Below are 24,273 nucleotides of genomic sequence, written 5' to 3' on the forward strand. Positions count from 1 at the left end.
ACCCGCATATTAAAACTGGTGAGCCATGAAGGACTTGAACCTTCGACCCTCTGATTAAAAGTCAGATGCTCTACCACTGAGCTAATGGCTCTAAAGAATGGTGCCGGCGATAGGAGTCGAACCCACGACCTACTGATTACAAGTCAGTTGCTCTACCAACTGAGCTACACCGGCAAAATATGGTGGAGGATGACGGGCTCGAACCGCCGACCCCCTGCTTGTAAGGCAGGTGCTCTCCCAGCTGAGCTAATCCTCCATTTTTTAAAAACAAGCGAAGCAACGTCCTACTCTCACAGGGGGAAGCCCCCAACTACCATCGGCGCTAAAGAGCTTAACTTCCGTGTTCGATATGGGAACGGGTGTGTCCTCTTTGCCATTATTACTTCACTTAAGTTCGTTTTTTTAAAGCAGCTATTACATAATAACTTCACTTTAAAATTTCGTCAACTATTTTTTAATATTAGTTTTAGTAAAATAACTTATCCTCAACTAAGAACTTAACAATTACACGTTTCGTATGTCGTTAAGGACAAGTAATAATATATATCAGATAACAATATTAATCAAGTACTTTTTTCAAAATTCCTTTTAAAATTTTTATATCTATTATGAACAACATAATTCCAACAATAACTGTTACCCCACCAATAATCTGTGTAGCTATCAGTTTTTCAGAAAAAATAAAATACGCAAGAATTGTAGCTCCGATTGGTTCAAATAAAACGGCTACTGAAATTACGTTTGTACTAACCCATTTGATTGCCCAATTAAATAGAGTATGGCCAAGTAGGTTTGGAATAATAGCTAAAAGTAAGAACCAAATCCAATCCATTGTTGGATATGGTGCAAATGATTTCCCCATTAGTAAAACGTATATGAATAGACAGATTGTACTCATTGAATAAACTACCATTGTGTAGGTAACGAGAGAAATACGTTTACGTACATCTTGTCCAAATAATAAATAACCAGTAATTAATGCACAAGCAATTAACGCTAGAATATCTCCGTAAAGTGCATTACCGCTAACTTTAAAATCTCCCCAACTTATTAAAAAACTTCCGCATACAGCAATTACTCCTGATGCAAATGTTTTCATTGAAATTTTCTCTTTAAAGAACAAGTATGTTCCTACAAAAGCAAATAGAGGTTGTAATGTAACAAGCACAGTTGAACTTGCAACTGATGTGTAATTTAGCGATTCAAACCATAGAATGAAATGAAAAGCTAAAAAGATACCAGCAACAGAAGAAAATAGCCAATCTTTTTTCGATAGAATTTTAATTTCATTAACATATTTCGTAAAAAATAGTGGACTCATAATTAATACAGAAAAAAACATTCTATAAAATGCGATGACACTACTATGCGCTTCCGTTAATTTAACAATGATTGCAGATAAAGAAATTGAGATTACACCTATAAGTATAGGGATATAAGGGTGTATTTTAGGTTTTTCCATTTTTTTATAACCTCATTATATAATTTTTGCTATATTTATAAAACAATAGATTTATTCTTATTTTGTCACAGTAAGCTGTTAAAATTCAATCACTAAGAAAGGGGATACAATATTGGATATTACTATACTTAATGAACCTTTCACATTTGAAGTGGTCATAAAACTTGTTGTTGCTGCAACTTTAAGTTTAATTATCGGAATTGAACGGGAATTAAAAAAGAAACCAGTTGGCTTAAAAACTAGTTTAGTTATTGCAACTTTTAGTTGTTTGCTTACAATTATTTCAATTGAAACCGCATATAGTACTCCTGCGCGTGATGATATTAACATTACAATGGATCCACTTCGACTTGCAGCACAAATTGTAAGTGGTATCGGATTTTTAGGTGCTGGTGTTATTTTACGTAAAGGAAACGATAGCATAACGGGTTTAACAACTGCAGCGATGATTTGGGGCGCGGCTGGAATAGGTATAGCAGTAGGTGCTGGTTTTTATATCGAAGCTTTTGCAACCGTTGTGATTGTTGTAATTGGAATTGAATTGTTTGCGCCATTCTTGTCCAAAATAGGTCCAAAGAGATTACGCATGAAAGAGTTATCTTTAAAGGCTCGTTTATCTGAGGAAGAAAATATTCAAAACCTCCTAACGTTTATGAAAGAAAATGAAATGTACATTGAACATATCCGGATAAAAGATATTCCAGTTTCAACGGAGCAAGTTTTATTTGAAGTTGATATTAAATTTTCCACATTATTTAAAAAAGATACTATTTCAATTTACACTACTTTGCACACACTACCCTATGTACAGAAAATTGAAATTGAAAACTTAGGTTAATTGGAGGAAATCAAATGGGCGAGATATTTAAGCTAATAAAAGGTGGAAACAAGCCTTCTTTAATCGCAGCACTAGTTAACTTGTTTTTAGGGATTATTAAAGGTGTTGCCTATTTCTTTACTGGTAACGTGGCAATGTTCGCGGAGATGATGCACTCCCTTGGTGATTCAGCTAACCAATTTTTCGTCTTTATTGGGTCTGCTTTATCGAAAAAAGCGCCTACCGCAAAATTCCCCAATGGTTTTGGACGTGTTGTAAACCTAGTTTGTTTAGGAGCAGTTTTAATAGTAGCTATCCTTTCCTATGAAACAGTAAAAGAAGGTTGGCACCATTTCATTCACCCAGTTGAAGAATCTGAAGGGGTCCTGATTGCTCTAGGTGTTTTACTAATTGGTATTGTTTTAGAAGGAACAGTTTTGCATAAAGCTGCACAAGAAGTACTACATGAGGTGGGTGTCGAAAATAAAGGTTTTCTTGCATTACCGAAATCAGTAGCATATTTGAATCGTGCAAAACCTGCAACAAAACTCGTTTGGATGGAAGATTTAGTAGCAACTGCTGGTAACGTACTTGCCTTTTTAGCAATTATTATTGCCTATTTTACAGGTTGGTCGGCATTAGAAGGATTAGTTTCAATGATTATCGGAATCATGATGTTTTATGTAGTTGGGCGAGTGTTTCTTGATAATGCTCGCGGTGCAATTGGGGAAACAGATGAAGAAATGCAAGTTCATATAGGTAACTTAGTGATGGAAGATCCACATGTAACAGATATTCGTCGGTTAGAAGTAATAAAAGAAGGAGAATTTCTCCATGTAACAGTTATTGCCGAAACAGATCCTAATCAATCACTCGCTTATTTAGATGACGTTCGTGATCATTTGGTAGAGATGATTATGAGTCAAAAAGGGGTCACAAAAGTTTCATTTTCCTTTGACGAAGAAGATGGTATTACAGAGTGGAAACATCATTTAAAAGAAAAAAAACAGGCAACGAAAAATCAATAAAACCAATAAAAAAAGGTGTCTCAAGCTAAAATGAGACACCTTTTATTTATAGTGACATTTTTAGAATTGCGCGAACGTCTTCCGCTTCCAATTCTTTAAATTTTCCAAAAGGTCCATTCACCATGGATTTTTCCACTAATGTTTCAAGTTGTGAGTCATCAATATCGTAATCGCTTAATCGACTTGGCGCTCCTATAGATGTCCAAAATTCACTTAGGCGGTTAATCCCTTCCAAAGCAACCTCTTCTACCGTTTTTCCTTCTGGGTTTACATTAAACACTCGTGTTGCTAGCCTAACAAAACGTTCAGGATTAACAGATACGTTGTGACGCATCCAATTCGGGAATAGGATAGCTAGTCCCCCTCCATGTGGGATATCGTACACTGCAGATACAGAATGTTCGATATTATGAGTTGCCCAATCCCCACGCGAACCAATTGATAAGAACCCATTCAATCCAATTGTTCCTGCTAGTAAAATTGTTTCACGTAACTCGTAATTTTCAAGGTCTTCAATTAATTTTGGTGCAGTATTGATAACTGTTCGTAAAACACCTTCACACATTTCATCTGTAATTGGCGTATTTGTAGCATCGTGGAAGTATTGTTCAAATACGTGAGACATTATATCCACAATTCCATAAACAGTGTGGTTTTTAGGTACACTAAAAGTATATGTTGGATCTAGTATTGAAAACTTTGGAAAAACAGCTGGATGACCCCAACCATATTTTTCTTTCGTTTCTTCATTGGAAATGACTGAACCTGAATTCATTTCAGATCCTGTTGCGGCTAAGGTTAATATTGTTCCTAAAGGTAATGCATCAATAACATTTGTTTTCTTTAATACAATATTCCATGCATCTTCATCTACCTTTGCACCAGCTGCTATCAATTTTGAGCAATCAATAACAGAACCTCCCCCTACTGCTAGTACTAAATCAATGGCTTCCTTTTTACATATTTCAATACCTTTTCTTGCCGTTTCTACACGTGGATTTGGCTCCACTCCACTTAATTCAAATACGTTCATATTTAGTTTTTTTAGGATTGCCATGACCTCATCATACAAACCGCTTTTTTTTATACTCCCCCCACCATAAACAACTAAAATATTATGGCCATACTGAGGTAATTCTGTTTCGAGCTGACTTATTTGATTTTTTCCAAAATGTAAACGTACTGGATTGTAAAATGAAAAATTATTCACAATTTGACTCTCCTTCTTTTCGTGCGAAATTCTATTGACTAACAAAAAAAGCTATGTAAGGAGTATTCCCTAACATAGCTCATTTTATCGTATTTACACCCAACCACGGAAACGAGACGCTTCAGCAGTACGACGAACACCAACCATATAGGCAGCTAATCGCATATTAATGTTTCGTGTTGTTGCAGTTGTATAAACATTTTCAAAAGCATCAACCATTTTTTTGTGTAATTTTTCAGCAACCTCTTCTGCTGTCCAGTAGTATCCTTGGTTGTTTTGTACCCATTCAAAGTAAGATACCGTTACACCACCCGCAGATGCTAAAACGTCAGGAACAAGTAAAATTCCACGCTCAGATAAAATCTTTGTTGCTTCTGCAGTAGTTGGACCATTTGCTGCTTCCACTACGATATTCGCTTTAATATTATGTGCGTTTTCAGCAGTAATTTGATTTTCAATGGCTGCAGGAACAAGAATATCACAATCTAGTTCAAGCAATTCTTGGTTTGTAATTGTATTTTCAAATAATGTTGTTACTGTACCGAAACTATCACGACGATCTAATAAATAATCAATATCTAACCCATTCGGATCATGTAATGCACCGTATGCATCTGAAATACCGATTACTTTAGCACCTAAATCGCTCATGAATTTTGCTAAGAAACTACCAGCGTTACCAAAACCTTGGATTACAACACGTGCTCCTTGAATATCGATGTTTCGTTTTTTTGCTGCTTCTTGAATGACAATTGTAACACCTTCTGCAGTTGCACGATCACGGCCTTGCGAACCTCCAAGTACGATTGGTTTACCTGTAATGAAACCTGGTGAATTAAATTCATCCATTCGGCTATATTCGTCCATCATCCATGCCATAATTTGCGCGTTTGTAAATACATCTGGAGCAGGAATATCTTTTGTTGGTCCAACGATTTGACTAATCGCACGTACATAACCTCGACTTAATCTTTCAAGTTCACCCATAGACATTTGGCGTGGGTCGCAAATAATGCCGCCTTTACCACCACCATATGGTAAATCAACAATACCGCATTTTAAAGTCATCCACATGGAAAGAGCTTTTACTTCCTCTTCACTTACCATTGGGTGGAAACGAACGCCACCTTTTGTAGGACCAACTGCATCACTATGTTGTGCACGGTATCCTGTAAATACTTTTGTCGTACCATCATCCATTTTTACAGGGATTCGTACGTGCAACATGCGTAGTGGTTCCTTTAATAATTCATACATTGCTTCATCGTAACCAAGTTTATTCAACGCATCTTTGATTACATCTTGTGTAGATGTAAATAGATTTAAATTTTCAGCCATCTATTTCGCCTCTTTAAATTTAATGGTAAATTATTATTCGCAAACATTGTATCATACTTTACTAAATAAATGGTTAATTATGTGTGATGACTTATATGTTTGGAATTCGTCTTGATTAAAAAACATTTACTTAAAAAATAGATTTTATACTAAGTATATTTTTCCTATCTATTTCTGTAAAAAAACAGACGCAGTTACGTCTGCTTTTTTACATTATGGATTAAAAATTACAACATTTCTGATACTGATTTAGCTTGCATATGAAGTGTTAAATAGTCAGGACCACCTGCTTTTGAATCCGTACCTGACATGTTAAATCCTCCAAACGGTTGATAACCAACAGTTGCTCCTGTACAACCACGGTTTAAATATAAGTTCCCAACATGGAATTCTTCACGAGCCTTCTCTAAATGGAAACGATTGTTTGAAAGTACAGCACCCGTTAAACCATATACCGTATTGTTAGCAATTTCAATCGCATCATCAAAACTGTTTGCTTTTGTAAATGCTAACACAGGTCCAAAGATTTCTTCTTGCATAATCCGAGCATTCGGATCAACATCTGCAAATACAGTCGGATTAATAAAGAAGCCTTTTGAATCATCTGCCGTACCACCCGTTATTAGACGCCCTTCACCTTTACCAATTTCAATATATTCTGTAATTTTCTTAAATGCACCAGCATCATTAACAGGGCCCATATAAGTTTCTAAGTTGGCTGGATCTCCAACAATGATTTCATTCGTTAACTCTTCCACACGTTTTAATACCGTTTCGTATGCGTGATCACCTACGATTACTGCTCGAGAACAAGCGGAACATTTTTGACCACTAAAGCCAAACGCACTTGTAACAATAGATTGTGCAGCTAATTCTAAGTCTGCATCTTCATCAACAACGATTGTATCTTTACCGCCCATTTCAGCAATTACACGTTTAATCCAGATTTGCCCTTCGTTTAGTACTGATGCACGTTGGTTAATTCTTAGTCCAACATCACGAGAGCCTGTAAAACTAATGAAACGAGTACGTGGATGGTCAACTAAATAATCGCCCACTTCAGCACCAGATCCTGGAACATAGTTTACTACCCCTGCAGGTAAACCAGCTTGTTCGAGGATTTCCATGAATTTATAGGCAATAACAGGAGTAGTTGATGCCGGCTTTAATAAAACAGTATTTCCAGTCACTACAGCTGCCACAGTAGTACCAACCATTATCGCAAATGGGAAGTTCCATGGTGAAATGACAATACCGACTCCTAAAGGAATGTATGAGTATTTGTTAATTTCACCAGGGTTTTGATTTAAAGGTTTTCCTTCTGCGAGTTCTAACATTTGGCGACCATAGTACTCTAAGAAGTCAATACCTTCCGCAACATCAGCATCCGCCTGAATCCACGGTTTACCAGCTTCTTTCGTCATCCAGGCAGCTAACTCAAATTTTCGGCGACGAGTAATCGCTGCTGCTTTAAATAAAACTTCTGCACGTACGATTGGATTAACTTTTTTCCATTGGTTAAATGTCGAATCCGCCACTTGCATTGCTTTTTCAGCTAAGTCTTGACTCGCTTTTGAGACATAGCCCACTACCTCTTGTTTGTTTGATGGATTATATGACGTAATTTTTTGCTCAGTTGTTATTCTCTCTCCACCTATAATTAATGGATATTCTTGTCCAAGTTCAGTCTCAACTTTTTTCAAGGCATCAGAATAAGATTTTTGATTTGCTTCAATTGTAAAATTAGTTAATGGCTCAGATTTATACGGAATCATGGAATAAAACCTCCTTCATCATTACAATTAGGTTGCGTTTTTTCTATAAAATCATAAGCGCAAAAAATATTTGCACCAATATCCTATTTATATATATAATAATGCAAAATATCGTTGCACAATTCAAGCGATAATTTCCTAAATTGTTCATTTTTTTTGAGGTGAAGCACTTGACAATAGAAAATAATATTTCAAAAAAGTTTTACGACTTCGCAATCGACAATGTATCTGTTGGTATTCATGCGATTGATTTAAATGGGCATACCATTTTATACAATAATAAAATGAAAGAAATAGAAGGCTATAATATAGAAGATATTACGGACCGTTCTATATTAGATATTTTTACCTTCAATCAAAGTGACAGTACATTAATTAGAGTTCTTCAAACGGGTCAAAAAGAGTTGAATGTAAAACAAACTTATTGGAATAAAGATGGACATGAAATTACGACTATCAATGACACCTATCCAATATTTGAAAATGATGAAATAATAGGTGCGATTGAATTTGCTCGTGATATCACGACATTAGAGAAACTTATTTATCAACCTTTAAGACGATATGGTGAGCCTTTAACGTTTGAAATGTTCTCTGTAGCATCTGAACAAATGTATAACGTTATTGAGAATGCTAAAAAGGCTGCTAAAGCACGTATTCCAGTATTACTTATTGGTGAATCGGGTACTGGAAAGCATTTAGTTGCAGAGAGTATCCATCATGAACTTAACCCTACGAATGATGAATTTGTAACATTGTTCAGTAGGAGAAATCCTCAATCCATACTCGATAAATTACACAATTACTTAAAAACAAATAAAGCCTATACTTTTTTCTTTGAACGTATTGAATATTTACCACTATCAATCCAAAAACAACTAATCGATATTTTAAACAAATTACCTATTGGTAAACATTTGGTTATCGGAAGTATTGGAGATGATCCAATCGATTTAATAAGTAGTGGCAAATTATTAAAAGAACTATATTATTATTTTGCTACCTTAACGATATATATACCTGCATTGAGAGCTAGAAAAGAAGATATTTATCCTTTCGTTTCAGATTATTTTAGTCGCCATCGCGAACGGTTTGCTTCCAATATTGAAGGAATGTCTGATGAAGTGATGCAGGTTTTTTTACAATACGATTGGCCAGGAAATTTAAAAGAGCTAGAACTATTATTAGATGAGATATCGTCCATGATTACTAACGAAAAAATCATTACACTAGATATGTTGCCATTACATTTTCGATTTAAAGTTCAACAAGCAGACGAAAACATTCGTAAGGCTGATTTCTTCATAGTTCACTCCAATAAAGAACTCCTTCCACTAGAAGACTATATGCGGGAGGCGGAGAATTATTATATTCAAAATGTGTTAAATATTTTTGAAGGGAATATTACAAAAACAGCTCAAGCTTTGGGGATGAGTAGACAGAATTTACAATACCGTCTTAGAAAGTTAAAAAAAGATTAAAAAAAGTGAAAATAAAAAGATGTACGGCTTTTTGTGCCATACATCTTTTTATTATTTAATGACCCGATTGTTCAATCCAATCTTGTAGTTTGTCTCTCAAAGATTTAAAGCCATTTGCGTCATTTTCGTCTACCCGATCTTGTAAAGTTTTTCTTGGTTGTTCTTTTTTTCTTTGAATTGGTGCTTCTTGCAACGCACGAGTTGATAAACTGATTTTTTCGTTATTTTCATCAACATCTAAAATTTTTACTAAAATTTCGTCCCCTACTTTTAAATGATCAGAAACATCTTTTACAAATCCATATGTGATTTCTGATATATGAACAAGCCCTTGAGTTTGTTCGTCCAAAGCAACAAAGGCCCCGTAAGGTTGAATTCCAGTTACTCTTCCGGTTACAACTTCACCTACTTCATATTTTTTTGCCATAAAGCATTTCCTACTTTCTATATCTACGTAAATGTCATGTTAAATTATAACATATGACAAGTATCTGAACAAAGAATCACCCTTTTATCTATATAAAATGAGCTACTAGTCCGGTTCCAACCTAAAATGACTTATTTCGCTATAAAATTTCAATATTTAGACAAAATATTCGCATTATTCAAACAAGAATAATAATATAATATATACTACAATAAAAAATTGAAAGGAAGTGCTCATAGTTGAAAAAACGATTTCATGAACAATTAAAACTTTTAAGAGAAGAAAAAAATTGGTCATTAGAGGAATTGTCAAAAAAAACTCAAATAGGTATAGAAAAATTAAGCCTTTACGAAAAAGGTGAGCTCATCCCTTCAATCCAAACCATTTTAAAACTATCTACAATATTAGAAGTTCCTGCTTCTAACTTAATGGATGGTATTAAATAAAAGGTATCTCCTTTTATAAGGAAATACCTTTTATTTTATATTATGCACTTTGCCTCAAATTTAATTGCAAGTAATTTATATGAAATTGCAACACATTTTTCAAATGGAATCCATTGTTCAAAAGAGTGCTCATAAACATTTTGGATTACCTTTGCAAGAGTTGACGGATCATTAATTCCCTGAAGTGCAGCTACTACATCGGCTGTTTCTGTCTCATAGCTATCTTCACCTAGTTGGAACGGATCCCACTTTTTTAATAGTGCAGTAGCTTTTTGATTCATTATAATATTTTCCAAAGTTTTCACCCTATTTTTACTATTTGCTATGATATTATATAATACATAATTAAAAAAAGAAATGAGTGATAGATTTGTTTAATTTTGATGAGCTACATAATCGTAAAAATACAAATAGCTTAAAATGGGATCTTTTTAAAGAGCGATATCAAGCCCAATATAAAGTAGAAGATGTATCAGAAATATTACCAATGTGGGTTGCAGATATGGACTTTGCTATTCCACAAGTTATTACTGATGCGATCAAGGAAAGACTTGACCACCCTATTTTTGGTTATTCCTACGTTAGTGATGCTTGTAAAGAAAGTATTACGAGCTGGTTTGAACGACGTCATCATTGGACAATCGATCCTAAAACAATCCTTTTCCACCAAGGTGTAGTTCCTGCACTAGCAACTATTATAGAAACATTTACAGAACCAGGAGATAAAGTGGCCATCTCTACACCAATTTATCCTCCATTCTTTAGTATTCCAAAAGCACAAAACCGTGAAATAGTAGAATGTAAACTTAATACTTCAAACAACGATTTTGTATATGATTTTAATGCTCTAGAAGAACAATTTAAAACTGGTGTAAAAGTTTATATTTTATGTAGTCCTCATAATCCGGGCGGGAAAGTTTGGTTACAAGAAGATTTAGAACAACTTGTACAATTGTGTATTCATTACGATGTGCTGTTAATCTCTGATGAAATTCATGCAGATATCGTTTTTGAAGGAGCAAAACACATTCCTACATTAACAGTGAAAGATGCAGACAAAGCAAAAATTATTACATGTATTGCACCAACAAAAACATTTAATATTGCAGGAATTCATGCTGCAATGATGGTCGTACCAAATGTAGAACTACGAAACAAATTAAACTTAAACAAAGCAGCTCATGGTCGTGATGATTTAAATATTTTAGCTGCTGCTGCTGTGAAAGCTGCCTATGATAAAGGTGAACAATGGGTAGATGCAATGATTCAATACGTATCAAACAATATGGATTATGTTGTGGAACATTTAAACAAAATTCCAGGAATTAAAGTAACAAAACCTCAATCAACTTATCTAATATGGATTGATTACCGCGATACTGGTTTGGAAGAAGAAGAAATGATGCTTCGCTTATTAGAAAAAGGAAAATTAGCCGTTGAACCAGGAACGAAATATACTGAAGCAGGTAGAGGGTTCTTACGTATGAATGTTGCTTGTCCGCTTGATACAGTAAAAGAAGGCGTTGAAGGCTTCAAAAAAGCATTATTGTAAAATACTTATTACTAAAACCAAGTGTTAGTTTTATCACTTGGTTTTTCTTATGTAAGTTATATATTTCCTTTTTTCAGATACTCTTTACTAAAGTCTGTATTATATATAATATAGTACAATAAAAACTTGAATAATATGAATAGTATTGAAAATGAGGTGTGTCCACTTTTGTAATTAATTTTACAACAAGTTATTATGGAAAAATTATCGTTACAATTTAAGATGTTTATTTTTTCTTTCGTTATCGTTTTCTTTTCTATTTTTACAAGCGGCGCAATGATGATTCATAATATTGGAGGGGCTTTTGAAAAGGAATTTGGTTTAAGAGCTATTGCAATTGCAAGAACGGTTGCACAAATGCGAGATGTTCAAGAAACTGTAGGAACGAAACAAGGATTTGAGACAATTCAACCGATAGCTGAGAGAATTCGCCTAGCTACGGATGTCGATTATATCGTTATATTTGATATGAATGGTGTACGATACTCTCACCCCTCTGAAAGTAAAATCGGTACAGTTTCGGAGGATATTGTGAAAAATGTTGCATCTTCACAACATGAGTACATTTCAAAAGCGCTTGGTGTTCAAGGATTTTCAATCAGAGCTTTTATTCCTATTATGAATAGTGATGCAACGAAACAAGTCGGTGTGATAAACGTTGGTATTCTTTCACCAAAGTGGTACATTTTAGTGGAACGATATAAATCTGATATTCTATTTTCGCTTTTTTGGGGAATTGTTATAGGTTTAATTGGCTCCATATTAATTGCTAGACATATTAAAAGACAAACCTTAAATTTAGAGCCTTATCAAATTGCACGGATTGTACAAGAACGATCAGCCATTATGCAAGCGATGGATGTTGGTATACTTGCTACCGATGAAGTTGGTCACATTACTTTTATTAATCGACTTGCAAGGCAATATACACATTATTTCAGCAACGATGGTACTTTAGAAAAAATATTTCAGAATACGTGGCTTGCAGAAGAAAAAATTGCTAATAACGAAAATTATCGTCCCTTACTTTTGTTCGATCAAATGTATTTAGTACGCACATTTCCAATTCGAATCAATGATAAAAATGCAGGTTACTTAATTATGATTACAAATCGACAAGAAGCTCATATCCTTGCCGAGCAATTAACAGGAGTTAAAGCTCTAGTAGATACGCTCCGTGCTCAACATCATGAGTCACTGAACCGACTACATAGTATAGCAGGTTTAATTCAACTTGATCGCAATGAAGATGCCTTAAGTTTAATCATCGATGAAATTACAGACGAGGAAACGATCATTCAAAAGTTACGTGATAAAATCCATGATTATTCAATTCAAGGATTATTCTTAGGTAAACATTCACGGGCAAAAGAACTAGGAGTAGACTTGACCTTAGATGACGATTCTTACCTACTGGATTTTATGACTGGTTTTTCAAGCGGAGATATGATTACAATCATTGGTAATTTAATTGATAATGCGATGGAAGCTTGTTTAACTAAAGAAACACGTGATGTAAATATATTAGTACAAGGAGATCAGCATTTTTTATTTATTGAAATCCAAGATAGTGGGGTTGGTATTGAAGGCAACCCAAATAAAATATTCGACTACGGTTACAGTACAAAACAGCAAGCTGGTCATGGCATTGGTATGGCATTAATAAAACAAATAATCGAGTCAAATAAAGGGAAAATTTCGGTAACGTCGGAGGTTAACATCGGCACAACGATTACGATTCAAGCAGGGGGGGAAATTTTATGACAAAAATTACAGTATTTATCGTAGAAGACGACCCAATGGTTTTAGATGTAAATAAAAACTTTTTAAGCAAACTAACAGGTTTTGAACTTATAGGGGAATCACAATCTGGGGAGAACGCTTTTAAACAAATTAGTAGGAAAAAACCAGATTTAGTATTACTTGATATGTATTTACCTGATATTTCAGGAATTGATTTATTTCTAAAATTAAGAAACGAACGTATCCCCTGTGATGTTATCATGATAACTGCTGCTCGTGATGCAAAAACGGTACAAGAAGTCATACGAATGGGGGCAGTTGATTATTTAGTTAAGCCATTTCGATTTGAACGTTTTGAAAAAGCTTTACAAAATTATTATCAAGTTTCTAAAAAAATCTCTTCTGCAAGCACACTAGCACAGGAAGATATTGACCAATTGCTTGGGAACGAAAATGAGCAAATCACCTCTTTACCAAAAGGGTTAAATGATATCACGATGAAACAAATATTAGACGGACTTGTTGAAGTAGACGGTTCAATTACTTCAGAACAACTTGCACAGAACGTCGGAATGGCACGTGTCACGGTAAGAAAATACTTAGACTTTTTAGCGAATAACGGAAAAGTCCAAATTGATTTAAAATATGGATCAGTTGGACGACCGACAAAATACTACTCAATAAAATAATTCTTCTTAGCTTATAAACACTATCGTTTATAAGCTTTCTTTTTGTTTTATAACAGTTTTATTCTGAGGGTTTTGTTATATACCAAAAATACCAAAATGTCCATTATCACCACAATATTGCGAATTATTTTAATTCATTTACTATGAAGATAAGGATATTTGGTGTAGGGGATGATTTTCTGAAACAATTTTCATTTATTACAACACTCTGTTTCATTTTTTTTCTACCTGTTATAATCCTTGCATCTTGCCAATCTACTGAATATCCAATAGATCATGAACAATTAGGTAAAGATGAACGCATTGTGATACGTTTCTCCCATGTAGTAGGTGAAGATACACCAAAAGGAATGGCTGCTAGAAAATTTGCTGAACTCGTGAAAGAACGAAGTAACGGTTTAATAGAGGTTCAAGTATTTTCAAACGGTACTCTTTATAAAGATGGCGAAGAAATGAATGCGCTTTCCCGTGGTGATATTCAAATGATTGCTCCTGCTATCTCAAAGTTAACTGAAATTGTTCCTGAAATTTCTGTGTTTGACTTACCTTTCGCTTTTTATACATTAGATGAAGTGCATGAATATGTACAAAGTGAAACAGGAAAGAAATTAACAGATAAATTAAAAAATCATAATCTACTAGTTACAGGTTTATGGGATAGCGGTTTTAAACAAATAAGTAATAGCATTCGTCCAATCGAACATTACTCTGATTTAGAAGGTTTACGAATGCGAATTATGCCTAGTGATATTTTAGCTAAGCAGTTTACAACATTAAATGCTGAATCAAAACGTATCGATTTTAATACTGTTTTCAATCAGCTACAAAAAGGCAATGTTGATGGTCAAGAAAACACATTAACAAACATCACTAGCAAAAACTTATATTCCTTACAAAACTATTTGACTATAAGTAATCATGGTTATTTAGGATACTTCCTATTATTCAATTACGAGTTTTGGAATAGCTTATCAAGTGATGTCCAACAACTTTTAACCGAAACATTACAAGAAGTTCAACAATGGGAATGGCAACATACAAAAAAAATGGATCAAGAGAAATTACAAGATATCAAACGTTGCGAATGTATTCAACTTCATTACTTAAGTGAAGAGGATAAATTGGAATGGGAAGAAAAATTAGAACCAGTATATGACTACTATCGAGAACATTATAGTGATCGTTATATTGAGGCACTTCCAAAATTTCAAGACTAGTATTCGGTTATAAAGAGAATCTATCTCTTTTAACAATATAAATTATATTTTAAGGGGGAAAAACCATGAAAAAATGGCTTTTGCTAACTATTATTAGTGCATTCGCATTAGTACTAGCAGCATGTGGCGGTGGAGAAAAAGAAGAAGGTGGTAGCAAATCTTCTGGTGAAGAATACACAGCAGAAAATCCATTAGTTATCAAATTCTCACACGTTACAGCAATCGATAGTGTTAAAGGACAAGCAGCAGATAAATTTGCTGAATTAGTTAATGAAAAAACTGAAGGTAAAGTAAAAGTAGAAGTTTACCCATCTTCTCAATTATACGGTGACAATGACGAACTTGATGCTTTAGTATCTGGAAACGTACATATGATCGCTCCATCAGTAACAAAAATGGTAAAAATCGACCCACGTTGGCAATATGTTGACATGCCTTTCTTATTTAAAGATGACGCGCATGTACAAAAATTCTTTGAGTCAGAAGTTGCTCAAAGCTTAATGAATTCAGATAAATTAGCAGCAAATGACATTAAAGGTATGGCATTCTGGCCAAATGGTTTCAAACATTTCTCAAACAACAAAAAACCATTAGTTAACGTTGAAGATTTCAAAGGATTAAAATTCCGTGCTCAAGCTGGTCAAGTATTAGAAGCACAATTTGAAACTTTAGGTGCTGGTTCAGCAACAATCGCATTTGGTGAAACATATGCAGCTTTACAACAAGGTACTGTGGATGGTGCAGAAAACCCATACAACAACTTTGACACAATGAAATTCTATGAAGTTCAAAAATATTTATCAACATCTGCACACGGTCGTCTTGACTATGCAATCTTTGTAAACAAATCATTCTGGGAATCAATTCCTGCTGATTTATTAACAAAAGTTGAAGAAGCTTTAACAGAAGCAACTACTTTCGCACAACAATTAGCTGCTGATGAAAATGCAAAATCTTTAGAAAACATTAAAGCATCTGGTGTTGTTGAGGTACACGAAATGACACAAGAAGAGCGTGACGCTTTAAAAGAAGCTTTACAACCTGTTTATGAAGAGTTCGGTGAAACAATTACACCTGAATTAATCGAAGGAATTGAAGCTTTACAATAGTTTTACCGTGAGTGCCGAGAAATCGGCACTCCACTTTTTTAATAAAGAAGTAAATAGTGTTACTTGTTCTAGAAACTATTAAATTGCAAAAATGTATACTTTCTTGCTTTAAAGAAAAGGAGTGAAATAAAAAATGCTACAGAAGATTTGGACATACCTAGAAGAAATAGCTTCAGGTGTTATTTTTGCAATCGGTATCTTTTTAATTTTCTATGGGGTTGTTATGCGTTATATCATGAACGATCCACAAGCATGGGTTGAGGAAGTCGCACGTTATTCAATCATCTGGGGTACATTCCTAGGCTTTGGGATGGCGTTAAAACATAATCAGCATATTCAAGTTGATATACTTTTCGACAAGTTGAATAAGCCTATGCAATTTATATTAAATATTGTTGCGACCGTTTTAAGCATATTATTCTGCTTAATTTATACATACTACGGGTTCGTACTTGTGGAAAATCGTTATACTTCTGGAATGGTTTCTCTAGATGTAGGGATCCCTATGTGGGTTGTTTACTTAATCTTACCAATTTCAGGCGTACTATTCTTACTTCGATTCATCGAGAGATTAGTAAACATTCTGCGTAGAAAGGATGAAGAATATGCTAACCCTCTTAATTAGTTTCTTCGTATTAGTATTTTTACGTGTTCCTGTTGCAATAAGCTTAGGATTATCTACAGTATTAGTATTATTCATGTCTGATTTTAATATGAACATGATGCCACAACGTATGTTCACAGCACTAGATTCCTTCCCGATGATGGCAATCCCTGGATTCGTTCTTGCTGGGGTAATCATGGCTCGTGGTGGTATTTCAAAATACTTAATTGAAGCATTACGCTCATGGGTAGGTCACTTACCAGGTGGACTTTCTGTTGTTACAATTTTAGCCTGTGCAATTTTCGCAGCAATCTCCGGTTCATCACCTGCAACGGCTGCAGCTATTGGATCCATTATGATTCCAGCAATGCTTGCGGCAGGTTATGACAAAAAATATTCAATGGGACTAGTTGCAGCTGGTGGTACACTAGGGATTTTAATTCCACCAAGTGTTCCTTTAATTATTTACGGTATTACATCAGAGGAATCAATTGGTAAATTATTTATAGCTGGTGTTATCCCTGGTCTTGGTTTAACAGCTGTTCTAATCATCGCTGCAATTTTCTATGCAAAACGAAATGGCTTCAGAGGCGATGAGAAAGCATCTTGGGGTGAACGTGGCCGTAAATCATTGAAAGCAATTTGGGGTGCATTTTTACCGATTTTAATTTTAGGCTCAATTTATTCTGGTGCTGTTACACCGACAGAATCTGCTGTTGTAGCAGTAGTTTATGGATTAATCGTTTCTGCATTTGTTTATCGTGAATTAAAATTAAAAGATCTTCGTCCAATCTTTGTTGAATCAATTAACGTAACAGCGATGATTTTCTTAATTATCGGTGCAGCATCGCTATTCGGTTTATACTTAACAAATGAACAAGTACCACAAGAAGTTGGGGCATGGATTTCTGAAAGTGGTATGAACAAATGGACATTTATGATTATCGTAAATATCTTGTTCTTCATCTTAGGTATGTTCTTAGAAGCAGTGTCAATCATTCTTATTGTTCTACCAATTCTATTACCAATCTTAGCACACTTTGATATTAACCTATATCACTTCGCTATTATTATGGTAATCAACCTAGAACTTGGTATGATAACACCACCTGTTGGTTTAAACTTATTCGTTGTAAGTGGTATTGCAAAAGAAAAACTTGGGGTTGTTGTAAAAGGGGTAATTCCATTTATCGTTTTAATGATTGCATATTTGGCTATCGTCGTATTATTCCCTCAACTCTCTCTATGGTTACCATTTGGAAGCGGTGAATAACAGCTAAAGTAGGTGTTCTATATGTTCACAAAGGGGTATGAAATAAAAGATAAACAGTTTTGGAGAGTTGTAGTGAGTCTTGGTCTTGCATCGATGTTTACCTTTGCAGCATTTTACTCATTTCAACCACTCCTCCCTGTTTTAACGGAGGAGTATTCCATTACTGTTTCTTATTCCAGTATGTCAATGTCAGTGACAACTGTCTCACTTATTATAGGGCTAATTGTATTAGGATTTCTTTCAGATCGTAATGGACGTGTTTTATTTATAAAACTGTCCATTTTTCTTTCTATTTTACCATTTCTTATCATTCCTTTTATTGATTCCTATTTGCTCATTGTCGTTTTACGGTTTATACAAGGTTTTACACTTGCAGGGGTTCCAGCTGCCGCACTTGCATACATCGGTGAAGAGATTGATTCAAAGTATAGTTCTCTTGCGACAGCATTGTATATTTCAACGAACGCACTTGGTGGAATGATTGGACGGATTGTAGCTGGATTTGTAGCAGAACGTTACAATTGGCAGTTATCTTTAAGTTTTATTGTAATATTTGGTGCAATTGTTCTAATTATAGTGTTACTTGCATTACCAAAGTCGAAAAACTTTAATTCTAAGAATCGAAGTTTTAAAGAAGATTTAATTGGATTTAGTTATCATTTAAGAAATCCTTCGCTTCTTCTCATGTTTGGCCTCGGTATTGTGTTGCAAATCACATTTACAGGGACATGGACTTATTTACCATTCCATTTAACTTCCCCACCCTTCTCTTTATCGCTTGAAGCAGTTTCTCTTATTTACTTTGCTTATGGATTTGGAATTCTTGGAGCTCCTATTGCAAGTTGGTTGAGTAATCGCTTTGCATTGGAAAAAATTCGGGTAGTTGCAATATGTATACTAATCATAGGTGTTGCTTGTACATTACATTCTTCTTTAGTTGTCGTACTAATTGGTTTATGTATTCTTTGTTTTGGTTTTTTTACAGCCCATTCATTAACTGCAGCATCGGTTAGTAGAACGGCAACACACCTAAAGGGAAGCGCATCAAGCCTTTACTTAGTAGCCTATTATATTGGGGTTGCTTCTGGAAGCACATTGATAGGACCTTTATGGGATATGTGGAAGTGGAATGGAATTATCTATTTCACGGTTTCATTGCCGCTTATTTATTTGATCTTTTTGCAATTTACATTAAATTTACTCGACAAAAAAGGAGAGGTCCCATCTTGAAACCTCTCCTTTTTCTAATTATCTAGCATCACCAGCTAAGCAATTATTGTTCTGTATTACTTTGTGCACTTTTTTGTCTTTCGCGTAAAATATGTTCTTCAAGGGCTTTTGTTTTCAGCTCTTGTTTTTTAGAAATACGTTTGATTACCACTAAAGCAACCCCACATAAAGCAATGACAAGTAATAATTCTATAAACGCTGGTATTAATTCTGTTTTATCTTCAGGGAAAGCTACAGGAATTAGCATGAATATATTATGCATTATTCTACACTTCTTTCGAAAGTTATTCGATTACAGTAATCGACTCTATTTTAACATCTTCAAGTGGTTTATCGCGCATATCTTTCTCAACGTTCGCAATTTTGTCAACAATGTCCATACCTTCAACAACATGACCAAATACTGTATGTTTAAAGTCTAACCAAGGAGTACCCCCAACACGAGCATACTCTTCAATGATTTCTTTCGGATATTTAGCTTGCTCCATTTGCTGAATCATATTATTTGGTGTGTGCTGCATTTGAACGATGAAGAATTGTGAGCCATTTGTGTTTGGACCAGCATTCGCCATTGAAAGTGCACCACGTAGGTTAAATAGCTCTTCGTTAAACTCATCTTCAAAAGAATTACCCCAAATGGATTCTCCACCCATACCTGTTCCTGTTGGGTCTCCACCTTGGATCATAAAATCAGAAATAACACGGTGGAAAATAATGCCGTTATAATAACCTGATTTCGCATGACCTAAAAAGTTTTCAACTGTTTTTGGTGCGTGTTTTGGGAACAATTTTATTTTAATTGAACCTAAAGTCGTATTCATTTCGACTAAAACTTCACCTGGATTTAATTCTTTCGTTAATTGTGGAAACATAAGATAAGTCTCTCCTTTAATTTTGCATGGTTTTTTTGAGTATTTTCGTAAATACATCTTTACCTCGTAACAGTGTACCATAGAAGTTAATAATTTTCCTAATAACCAAACACGACTTTTTTCTACTTCTACAAATGGTTATACTTCTTATAACCTAAAATACATCAATGACTAGGAAGAAAGTGAATTTTGTGTCAAATCGTAAACATAATTTTATCATTATTTTAATTTCAAACTTTATCGTTGCAGGTTCTATGACAATGATTATGCCCTTTTTATCCTTATATATTGAAACATTAGGCAACTTTTCTGAAAGCTATGTCCAAAAATGGGCAGGACTAATCTTTGGTGCAACATTTATTACCGCTTTTATTATGTCACCGATTTGGGGACGTGTTGCAGATAAATACGGCTATAAACCAATAATGATTATTAACTGTTTTGGAATTGCCATCAGCATTTTTTTAATGGGTCATGTGCAAAATGTGATACAGTTTTTCTTTCTGCGTTTATTCATGGGGGTCGTTACTGGTTTTATTCCAACATCAATGGCGTTTATCAGTAAACATACAGCTAAAAATGTTGCTGGCAAAACACTTGGTACACTTCAAATGGGTAGTGTTGGTGGTTCTCTCTTTGGACCTATTATTGGAGGTACATTGGCAGATGCTGTCGGATTTAGTTATACATTTATTCTTACAGCATCTACCATAACAATTGCGGCGATTATTATTATTTTTGGTATTCATGAACCAAAAATTCCACGAAAACCGAAAAATGGTATTTATACGAGAAAAAACGTTATTTGGGCTATATTTCACCATCCTTTAATGTTGAATATTATGTTTGTTACATCCTTAATTCAGATTGGAAATTTTAGCATTCAACCATTGTTATCTCTTTATGTTTCCCACTTAACAACTAGCAACCAAGTGGCTTTACTAGCTGGAGTTACTTTTAGTGCTGCTGGCGTTGGGAATCTTTTAATTGGTCGTTTTTTTGGACGATTAGCAGATGCTATAGGGTACGAAAAAGTATTAACTACCCTTTTATTTATTAGTGTTCTTTGCATTATTCCACAAGCATTTGTTACATCCCTTTGGCAATTAATCGGGTTACGTTTTTTATTTGGAATTTTCTCTGGTGGATTAAATCCAATTACAACTGCCTTAATACGTCGTGAAGCACCAATTGAAGTACAAGGTGAGATTATGGGCTATAATCAAAGTTTTCGTTTTTTAGGAAATATTATTGGTCCAGTTTTAGGAGGTTTTATTAGTGCACTTGCTACTATATCTTCCGTTTTCTTTTCAACTGCATTCTTATTTTTAACTGCAGCCGTTGTTGTATTTATCATTCAAAAAGTACCAAAGAAGGATTTTGATGATGTGTTAAAAGAACATGTGTGACTTTCTCCATCTCGAATGAGTTGGAGTTTTTATTACGTTAGACCGCTCCAATCACTCTTAATCTATGTTATTCTTCTAAAAGGTACATTTTTGGAGGAATTAAAATGAAACAAGTAGTAGGTTTTCTACTCATTCTATGTTCTTTTCCCCTTCTATTTTTACTTGGTCGTGAAATATGGGATGAGTTTGATACAGTAAAAGCTCATGAGGAACAAATACAAAATCAAATACAGCTTCCAGAGTTAAAAAGTCAGTTACCTGTTACAATGATTGATCGGAATGGACAACTATTTAGTGAAGAATACGTTGAGTGGAGACAACCAATAAAATTAGAAGACGTACCAGAAGTAGTAAAACAACTTTATATTCTTAGCGAAGACAAAGAGTTCTTTGATCATATTGGATTTAACTTAAGTGCCATTACCCGAGCAATCGTTGTCAATTCCTCTGAGCAGTCAGCAGAACAAGGCGGAAGTACAATTACCCAACAACTTGTTCGTATGCGCTACTTATCAGAAGAAAAAACGTACGAGCGGAAATTAACTGAGATATTTTACTCCTACGAGCTAGAGCAATTGTATGACAAAAAAGAAATTCTTGAGATGTATTTAAACGAGATTTATTTTAGTAACCAAGTTTATGGGATTGGTGCAGCTGCAACGTATTACTTTCAAAAACCATTAGCCCAGCTGACAATTCCACAAATGGCATTTATAGCGGCAATACCAAATAATCCTTCCCTTTACGACCCATTAAAAAACTTTGAAAATACAAAGGCACGACAAGAAAGATTACTAGATATTTTAGCTGAACATGATGTAATTTCCGAAGATGAAGCAGAAGACTTCAAAAAAGAAACAATCACACTAAAATTAAAAAGAAAAATTCAAAAATACCCAACCTACAGTACTTATGTTTTGGAAGAATTAAAATCTCTTGTAACACAGAATGAAGGATTTAAGGAAAAGCTATCCAATGCAACTACTATAGAAGAAAAACAAACTATCCAAGGACAAATCAATCAAAAAATCAACGAACTATTTGAATCGGGAATTACGATTGAAACAGCATTAGATCCTGTAAAGCAGGCAGACGATGAAAAAAAAATTAGCGCTATTCTAGGAGCTGGTTCGTTACAAGCAAGTGCTGTTGTTGTCGATAATAAAACACGTGAAATTATTAGTCTATATGGTGGGAAAAACTATAAAAAATATGACTTCCACCGCGCATTTCAAGGAGTTCGACAGCCCGGCTCTGCTTTTAAACCGTTAATCGTATATGCCCCACTTTTTGAAACAACAAACTACTCACCTGACTCTGGTGTAAGTGGTGGACATTATTGTGTTGGCAATTTTTGTCCTCAAAACTATGGTGGTGGCGTTTATGGAAATGTGTCAATCCGAACAGCATTTAAATATAGCTACAATACTTCTGCTTTGCGTCTGTTCCATCAAATAGGTGTTGATAAAGGATTTGAGTATATTGGAAAATTCAATTTTAATTCAATTGTAGAACAAGATAAAACATATGCCGCTGCTTTAGGAGGACTTACCTATGGGGTAACAACAATGGAAATGGCTGATGCATATACAAGTTTTATCGATGGCACTTATCAACAAGTTCATAGCATTCGCGCTATAAAGGATTTACATGGTAATACCCTCTATAGTTGGCCACAAGAAAGACAAGCAATTTGGTCAGAGCAAACTGTCACAAATATCAGATCTTTACTTCAAGATGTGATTACTGGAGGAACTGGTCGAGGTATTAGGGCAAATTCCTCTTATGTCGGAGCAAAAACTGGTACAACAAACGATTTTAGAGACTTTTGGCTAGCAGGTTTAACTAATGAATATACTTCCGCAGTTTGGATTGGATATGACAAACCGCAATCATTGCAGATGTTAGAAGATGACAAAATACATTTTGCTATTTTTAATACAATCATGAATTAATAACAACGAAAAAGAGGTGCGAGTTATTCGCAACCTCTTTTTTAGTTAGCAAAAGGTAAACTTGCTAACAAACCATTAAATAGTTTTAATACAACATAAACGATAAAAGTAGCAAAAATAGACCAAAATACAACTTCAAATATGATTAAGCCAATAGTCCCTGACATCGTTAAATATTGACTCATTTTATAAATGTTAAAAATGAAATATGTTAATACCGTTAACATAAAAATAATGAGCAAGATGACAAATGATTGTATACCGAATGCTGAAGCTAGTGATCCAAAGAAGAATATGACATACCCACCGCGAGCTACGCTTATTGTTTCCCCTGCGCTATCTTTTGAGAAAAAAAGCATCCCCACTTCATGAATTGTTTCTCCAATTAATTTCAATGCAGAAAATAGCATAAAAAAACAAAGTGTAAATACAATTAATAACAAAACCCGTAATTCTAAATCCGTTAAAAATTCACGCATTCCCGAATAAATTCCTATAGAAGTTAAAAAGTCTAATGAAATGCCTACAGTATACATTCCAAAGGTCAAACTAAATAACAATATTGCAAACAATGGTAAATAACCATATAAGTATGGATTTTTCATGACAATTTCCTCATTTTATTATTATTTCAAA

At 34.5% G+C, this 24,273-nt stretch carries 23 protein-coding genes, 3 tRNA genes and 1 rRNA gene; 14 read left to right on the forward strand and 13 right to left on the reverse strand.

The features are described from left to right. Positions 1–16 precede the first annotated feature (16 nt). From CRO00_RS11100 to CRO00_RS11120, 5 genes are all read right to left on the reverse strand, one after another. Positions 17–91 (reverse strand) — tRNA-Lys (locus CRO00_RS11100). 7 nt (positions 92–98) lie between these two features. Next, a tRNA-Thr gene (locus CRO00_RS11105) sits at positions 99–174 on the reverse strand. A gap of 6 nt (positions 175–180) precedes the next feature. Next, positions 181–256 (reverse strand) — tRNA-Val (locus tag CRO00_RS11110). A gap of 15 nt (positions 257–271) precedes the next feature. Continuing rightward, a 5S ribosomal RNA gene (gene rrf, locus CRO00_RS11115) occupies positions 272–387 on the reverse strand. Between the two features lie 172 nt (positions 388–559). After that, complete coding sequence (locus CRO00_RS11120) at positions 560–1,462, reverse strand: DMT family transporter (protein ID WP_097073749.1); 903 nt, start codon at positions 1,460–1,462, stop codon at positions 560–562. Positions 1,463–1,580: 118 nt separating this feature from the next. Here CRO00_RS11120 and CRO00_RS11125 point away from each other — a divergent pair, with 118 nt between their 5' ends. Both CRO00_RS11125 and CRO00_RS11130 read left to right on the forward strand, forming a co-directional pair. Continuing rightward, a complete protein-coding gene (locus tag CRO00_RS11125) occupies positions 1,581–2,300 on the forward strand; it encodes an MgtC/SapB family protein (protein WP_097073934.1) in 720 nt (239 codons plus the stop codon). Positions 2,301–2,314: 14 nt separating this feature from the next. Further along, positions 2,315–3,307 (forward strand): cation diffusion facilitator family transporter, encoded by a 993-nt coding sequence (locus CRO00_RS11130; RefSeq protein ID WP_097073750.1) that lies wholly within the window; start codon positions 2,315–2,317, stop codon positions 3,305–3,307. A 46-nt stretch (positions 3,308–3,353) separates the two neighbouring features. Here CRO00_RS11130 and CRO00_RS11135 read toward each other — a convergent pair whose 3' ends face one another. The 3 genes from CRO00_RS11135 to pruA all read right to left on the reverse strand — a co-directional run bounded on the left by CRO00_RS11135 (position 3,354) and on the right by pruA (position 7,630). Continuing rightward, positions 3,354–4,517, reverse strand: a complete 1,164-nt coding sequence (locus tag CRO00_RS11135) for an iron-containing alcohol dehydrogenase (RefSeq protein WP_097073751.1) — start codon at positions 4,515–4,517, stop codon at positions 3,354–3,356. Positions 4,518–4,610: 93 nt separating this feature from the next. Further along, a complete protein-coding gene (locus CRO00_RS11140) occupies positions 4,611–5,855 on the reverse strand; it encodes a Glu/Leu/Phe/Val family dehydrogenase (protein ID WP_097073752.1) in 1,245 nt (414 codons plus the stop codon). A 227-nt stretch (positions 5,856–6,082) separates the two neighbouring features. Then, positions 6,083–7,630 (reverse strand): L-glutamate gamma-semialdehyde dehydrogenase, encoded by a 1,548-nt coding sequence (gene pruA, locus CRO00_RS11145; RefSeq protein ID WP_097073753.1) that lies wholly within the window; start codon positions 7,628–7,630, stop codon positions 6,083–6,085. 170 nt (positions 7,631–7,800) lie between these two features. Here pruA and CRO00_RS11150 point away from each other — a divergent pair, with 170 nt between their 5' ends. Next, positions 7,801–9,111: an AAA-type ATPase lid domain-containing protein gene (locus CRO00_RS11150; protein WP_097073754.1), complete on the forward strand. Its 1,311-nt coding sequence runs from the start codon at positions 7,801–7,803 to the stop codon at positions 9,109–9,111. 55 nt (positions 9,112–9,166) lie between these two features. Here CRO00_RS11150 and yugI read toward each other — a convergent pair whose 3' ends face one another. Continuing rightward, positions 9,167–9,538 (reverse strand): S1 domain-containing post-transcriptional regulator GSP13, encoded by a 372-nt coding sequence (yugI, locus tag CRO00_RS11155; protein ID WP_097073755.1) that lies wholly within the window; start codon positions 9,536–9,538, stop codon positions 9,167–9,169. Positions 9,539–9,777: 239 nt separating this feature from the next. Between yugI and CRO00_RS11160 the strand changes: the two genes are divergently transcribed. Next, positions 9,778–9,984 (forward strand): helix-turn-helix domain-containing protein, encoded by a 207-nt coding sequence (locus CRO00_RS11160; protein ID WP_097073756.1) that lies wholly within the window; start codon positions 9,778–9,780, stop codon positions 9,982–9,984. Positions 9,985–10,019: 35 nt separating this feature from the next. Here the strand turns inward: CRO00_RS11160 and CRO00_RS11165 are convergent, their stop codons facing one another. After that, entirely contained in the window at positions 10,020–10,280 is a 261-nt protein-coding gene (locus CRO00_RS11165) for a DUF1871 family protein (protein ID WP_202615662.1), read from the reverse strand. A 65-nt stretch (positions 10,281–10,345) separates the two neighbouring features. On the opposite strand from CRO00_RS11165, the gene CRO00_RS11170 reads away from it, so the two are divergent. The 8 genes from CRO00_RS11170 to CRO00_RS11205 all read left to right on the forward strand — a co-directional run bounded on the left by CRO00_RS11170 (position 10,346) and on the right by CRO00_RS11205 (position 19,401). Next, positions 10,346–11,536 carry a MalY/PatB family protein gene (locus CRO00_RS11170; RefSeq protein ID WP_419865879.1) on the forward strand — a complete coding sequence of 397 codons (1,191 nt, stop codon included), beginning with the start codon at positions 10,346–10,348 and terminating at the stop codon, positions 11,534–11,536. Positions 11,537–11,731: 195 nt separating this feature from the next. Beyond that, on the forward strand, positions 11,732–13,300 hold the full coding sequence (locus CRO00_RS11175) for an ATP-binding protein (RefSeq protein WP_237658394.1): 1,569 nt from the start codon (positions 11,732–11,734) through the stop codon (positions 13,298–13,300). Continuing rightward, positions 13,297–13,968 (forward strand): response regulator, encoded by a 672-nt coding sequence (locus CRO00_RS11180; protein ID WP_097073760.1) that lies wholly within the window; start codon positions 13,297–13,299, stop codon positions 13,966–13,968. The genes CRO00_RS11175 and CRO00_RS11180 overlap by 4 nt, the downstream gene beginning before the upstream one ends. A 143-nt stretch (positions 13,969–14,111) precedes the next feature. After that, entirely contained in the window at positions 14,112–15,185 is a 1,074-nt protein-coding gene (locus CRO00_RS11185) for a DctP family TRAP transporter solute-binding subunit (RefSeq protein WP_097073761.1), read from the forward strand. A gap of 65 nt (positions 15,186–15,250) precedes the next feature. After that, positions 15,251–16,294, forward strand: coding sequence for a DctP family TRAP transporter solute-binding subunit (locus CRO00_RS11190; protein ID WP_097073762.1), 1,044 nt, complete (start codon positions 15,251–15,253; stop codon positions 16,292–16,294). Between the two features lie 133 nt (positions 16,295–16,427). Beyond that, positions 16,428–16,919, forward strand: a complete 492-nt coding sequence (locus CRO00_RS11195) for a TRAP transporter small permease (RefSeq protein ID WP_097073763.1) — start codon at positions 16,428–16,430, stop codon at positions 16,917–16,919. Continuing rightward, positions 16,900–18,171, forward strand: a complete 1,272-nt coding sequence (locus CRO00_RS11200; RefSeq protein ID WP_097073764.1) for a TRAP transporter large permease — start codon at positions 16,900–16,902, stop codon at positions 18,169–18,171. Before CRO00_RS11195 ends, CRO00_RS11200 begins: the two co-directional genes overlap by 20 nt. A 21-nt stretch (positions 18,172–18,192) precedes the next feature. Continuing rightward, on the forward strand, positions 18,193–19,401 hold the full coding sequence (locus tag CRO00_RS11205) for an MFS transporter (RefSeq protein ID WP_097073765.1): 1,209 nt from the start codon (positions 18,193–18,195) through the stop codon (positions 19,399–19,401). 43 nt (positions 19,402–19,444) lie between these two features. Here the strand turns inward: CRO00_RS11205 and CRO00_RS11210 are convergent, their stop codons facing one another. Together CRO00_RS11210 and CRO00_RS11215 are read right to left on the reverse strand one after the other, a co-directional pair. Next, a complete protein-coding gene (locus CRO00_RS11210) occupies positions 19,445–19,663 on the reverse strand; it encodes a hypothetical protein (RefSeq protein ID WP_237658395.1) in 219 nt (72 codons plus the stop codon). A 22-nt stretch (positions 19,664–19,685) separates the two neighbouring features. Further along, complete coding sequence (locus CRO00_RS11215) at positions 19,686–20,273, reverse strand: peptidylprolyl isomerase (RefSeq protein WP_097073766.1); 588 nt, start codon at positions 20,271–20,273, stop codon at positions 19,686–19,688. Positions 20,274–20,464: 191 nt separating this feature from the next. On the opposite strand from CRO00_RS11215, the gene CRO00_RS11220 reads away from it, so the two are divergent. After that, complete coding sequence (locus tag CRO00_RS11220) at positions 20,465–21,682, forward strand: MFS transporter (protein ID WP_097073767.1); 1,218 nt, start codon at positions 20,465–20,467, stop codon at positions 21,680–21,682. A 104-nt stretch (positions 21,683–21,786) separates the two neighbouring features. Beyond that, positions 21,787–23,637: a transglycosylase domain-containing protein gene (locus CRO00_RS11225; RefSeq protein ID WP_097073768.1), complete on the forward strand. Its 1,851-nt coding sequence runs from the start codon at positions 21,787–21,789 to the stop codon at positions 23,635–23,637. 41 nt (positions 23,638–23,678) lie between these two features. Here CRO00_RS11225 and CRO00_RS11230 read toward each other — a convergent pair whose 3' ends face one another. Continuing rightward, positions 23,679–24,242: a DUF5366 family protein gene (locus CRO00_RS11230; protein ID WP_097073769.1), complete on the reverse strand. Its 564-nt coding sequence runs from the start codon at positions 24,240–24,242 to the stop codon at positions 23,679–23,681. Positions 24,243–24,273 lie beyond the last annotated feature (31 nt).

The organism is Ureibacillus xyleni, assembly GCF_900217795.1.
Taxonomy (GTDB): Bacteria; Bacillota; Bacilli; order Bacillales_A; family Planococcaceae; genus Ureibacillus; species Ureibacillus xyleni.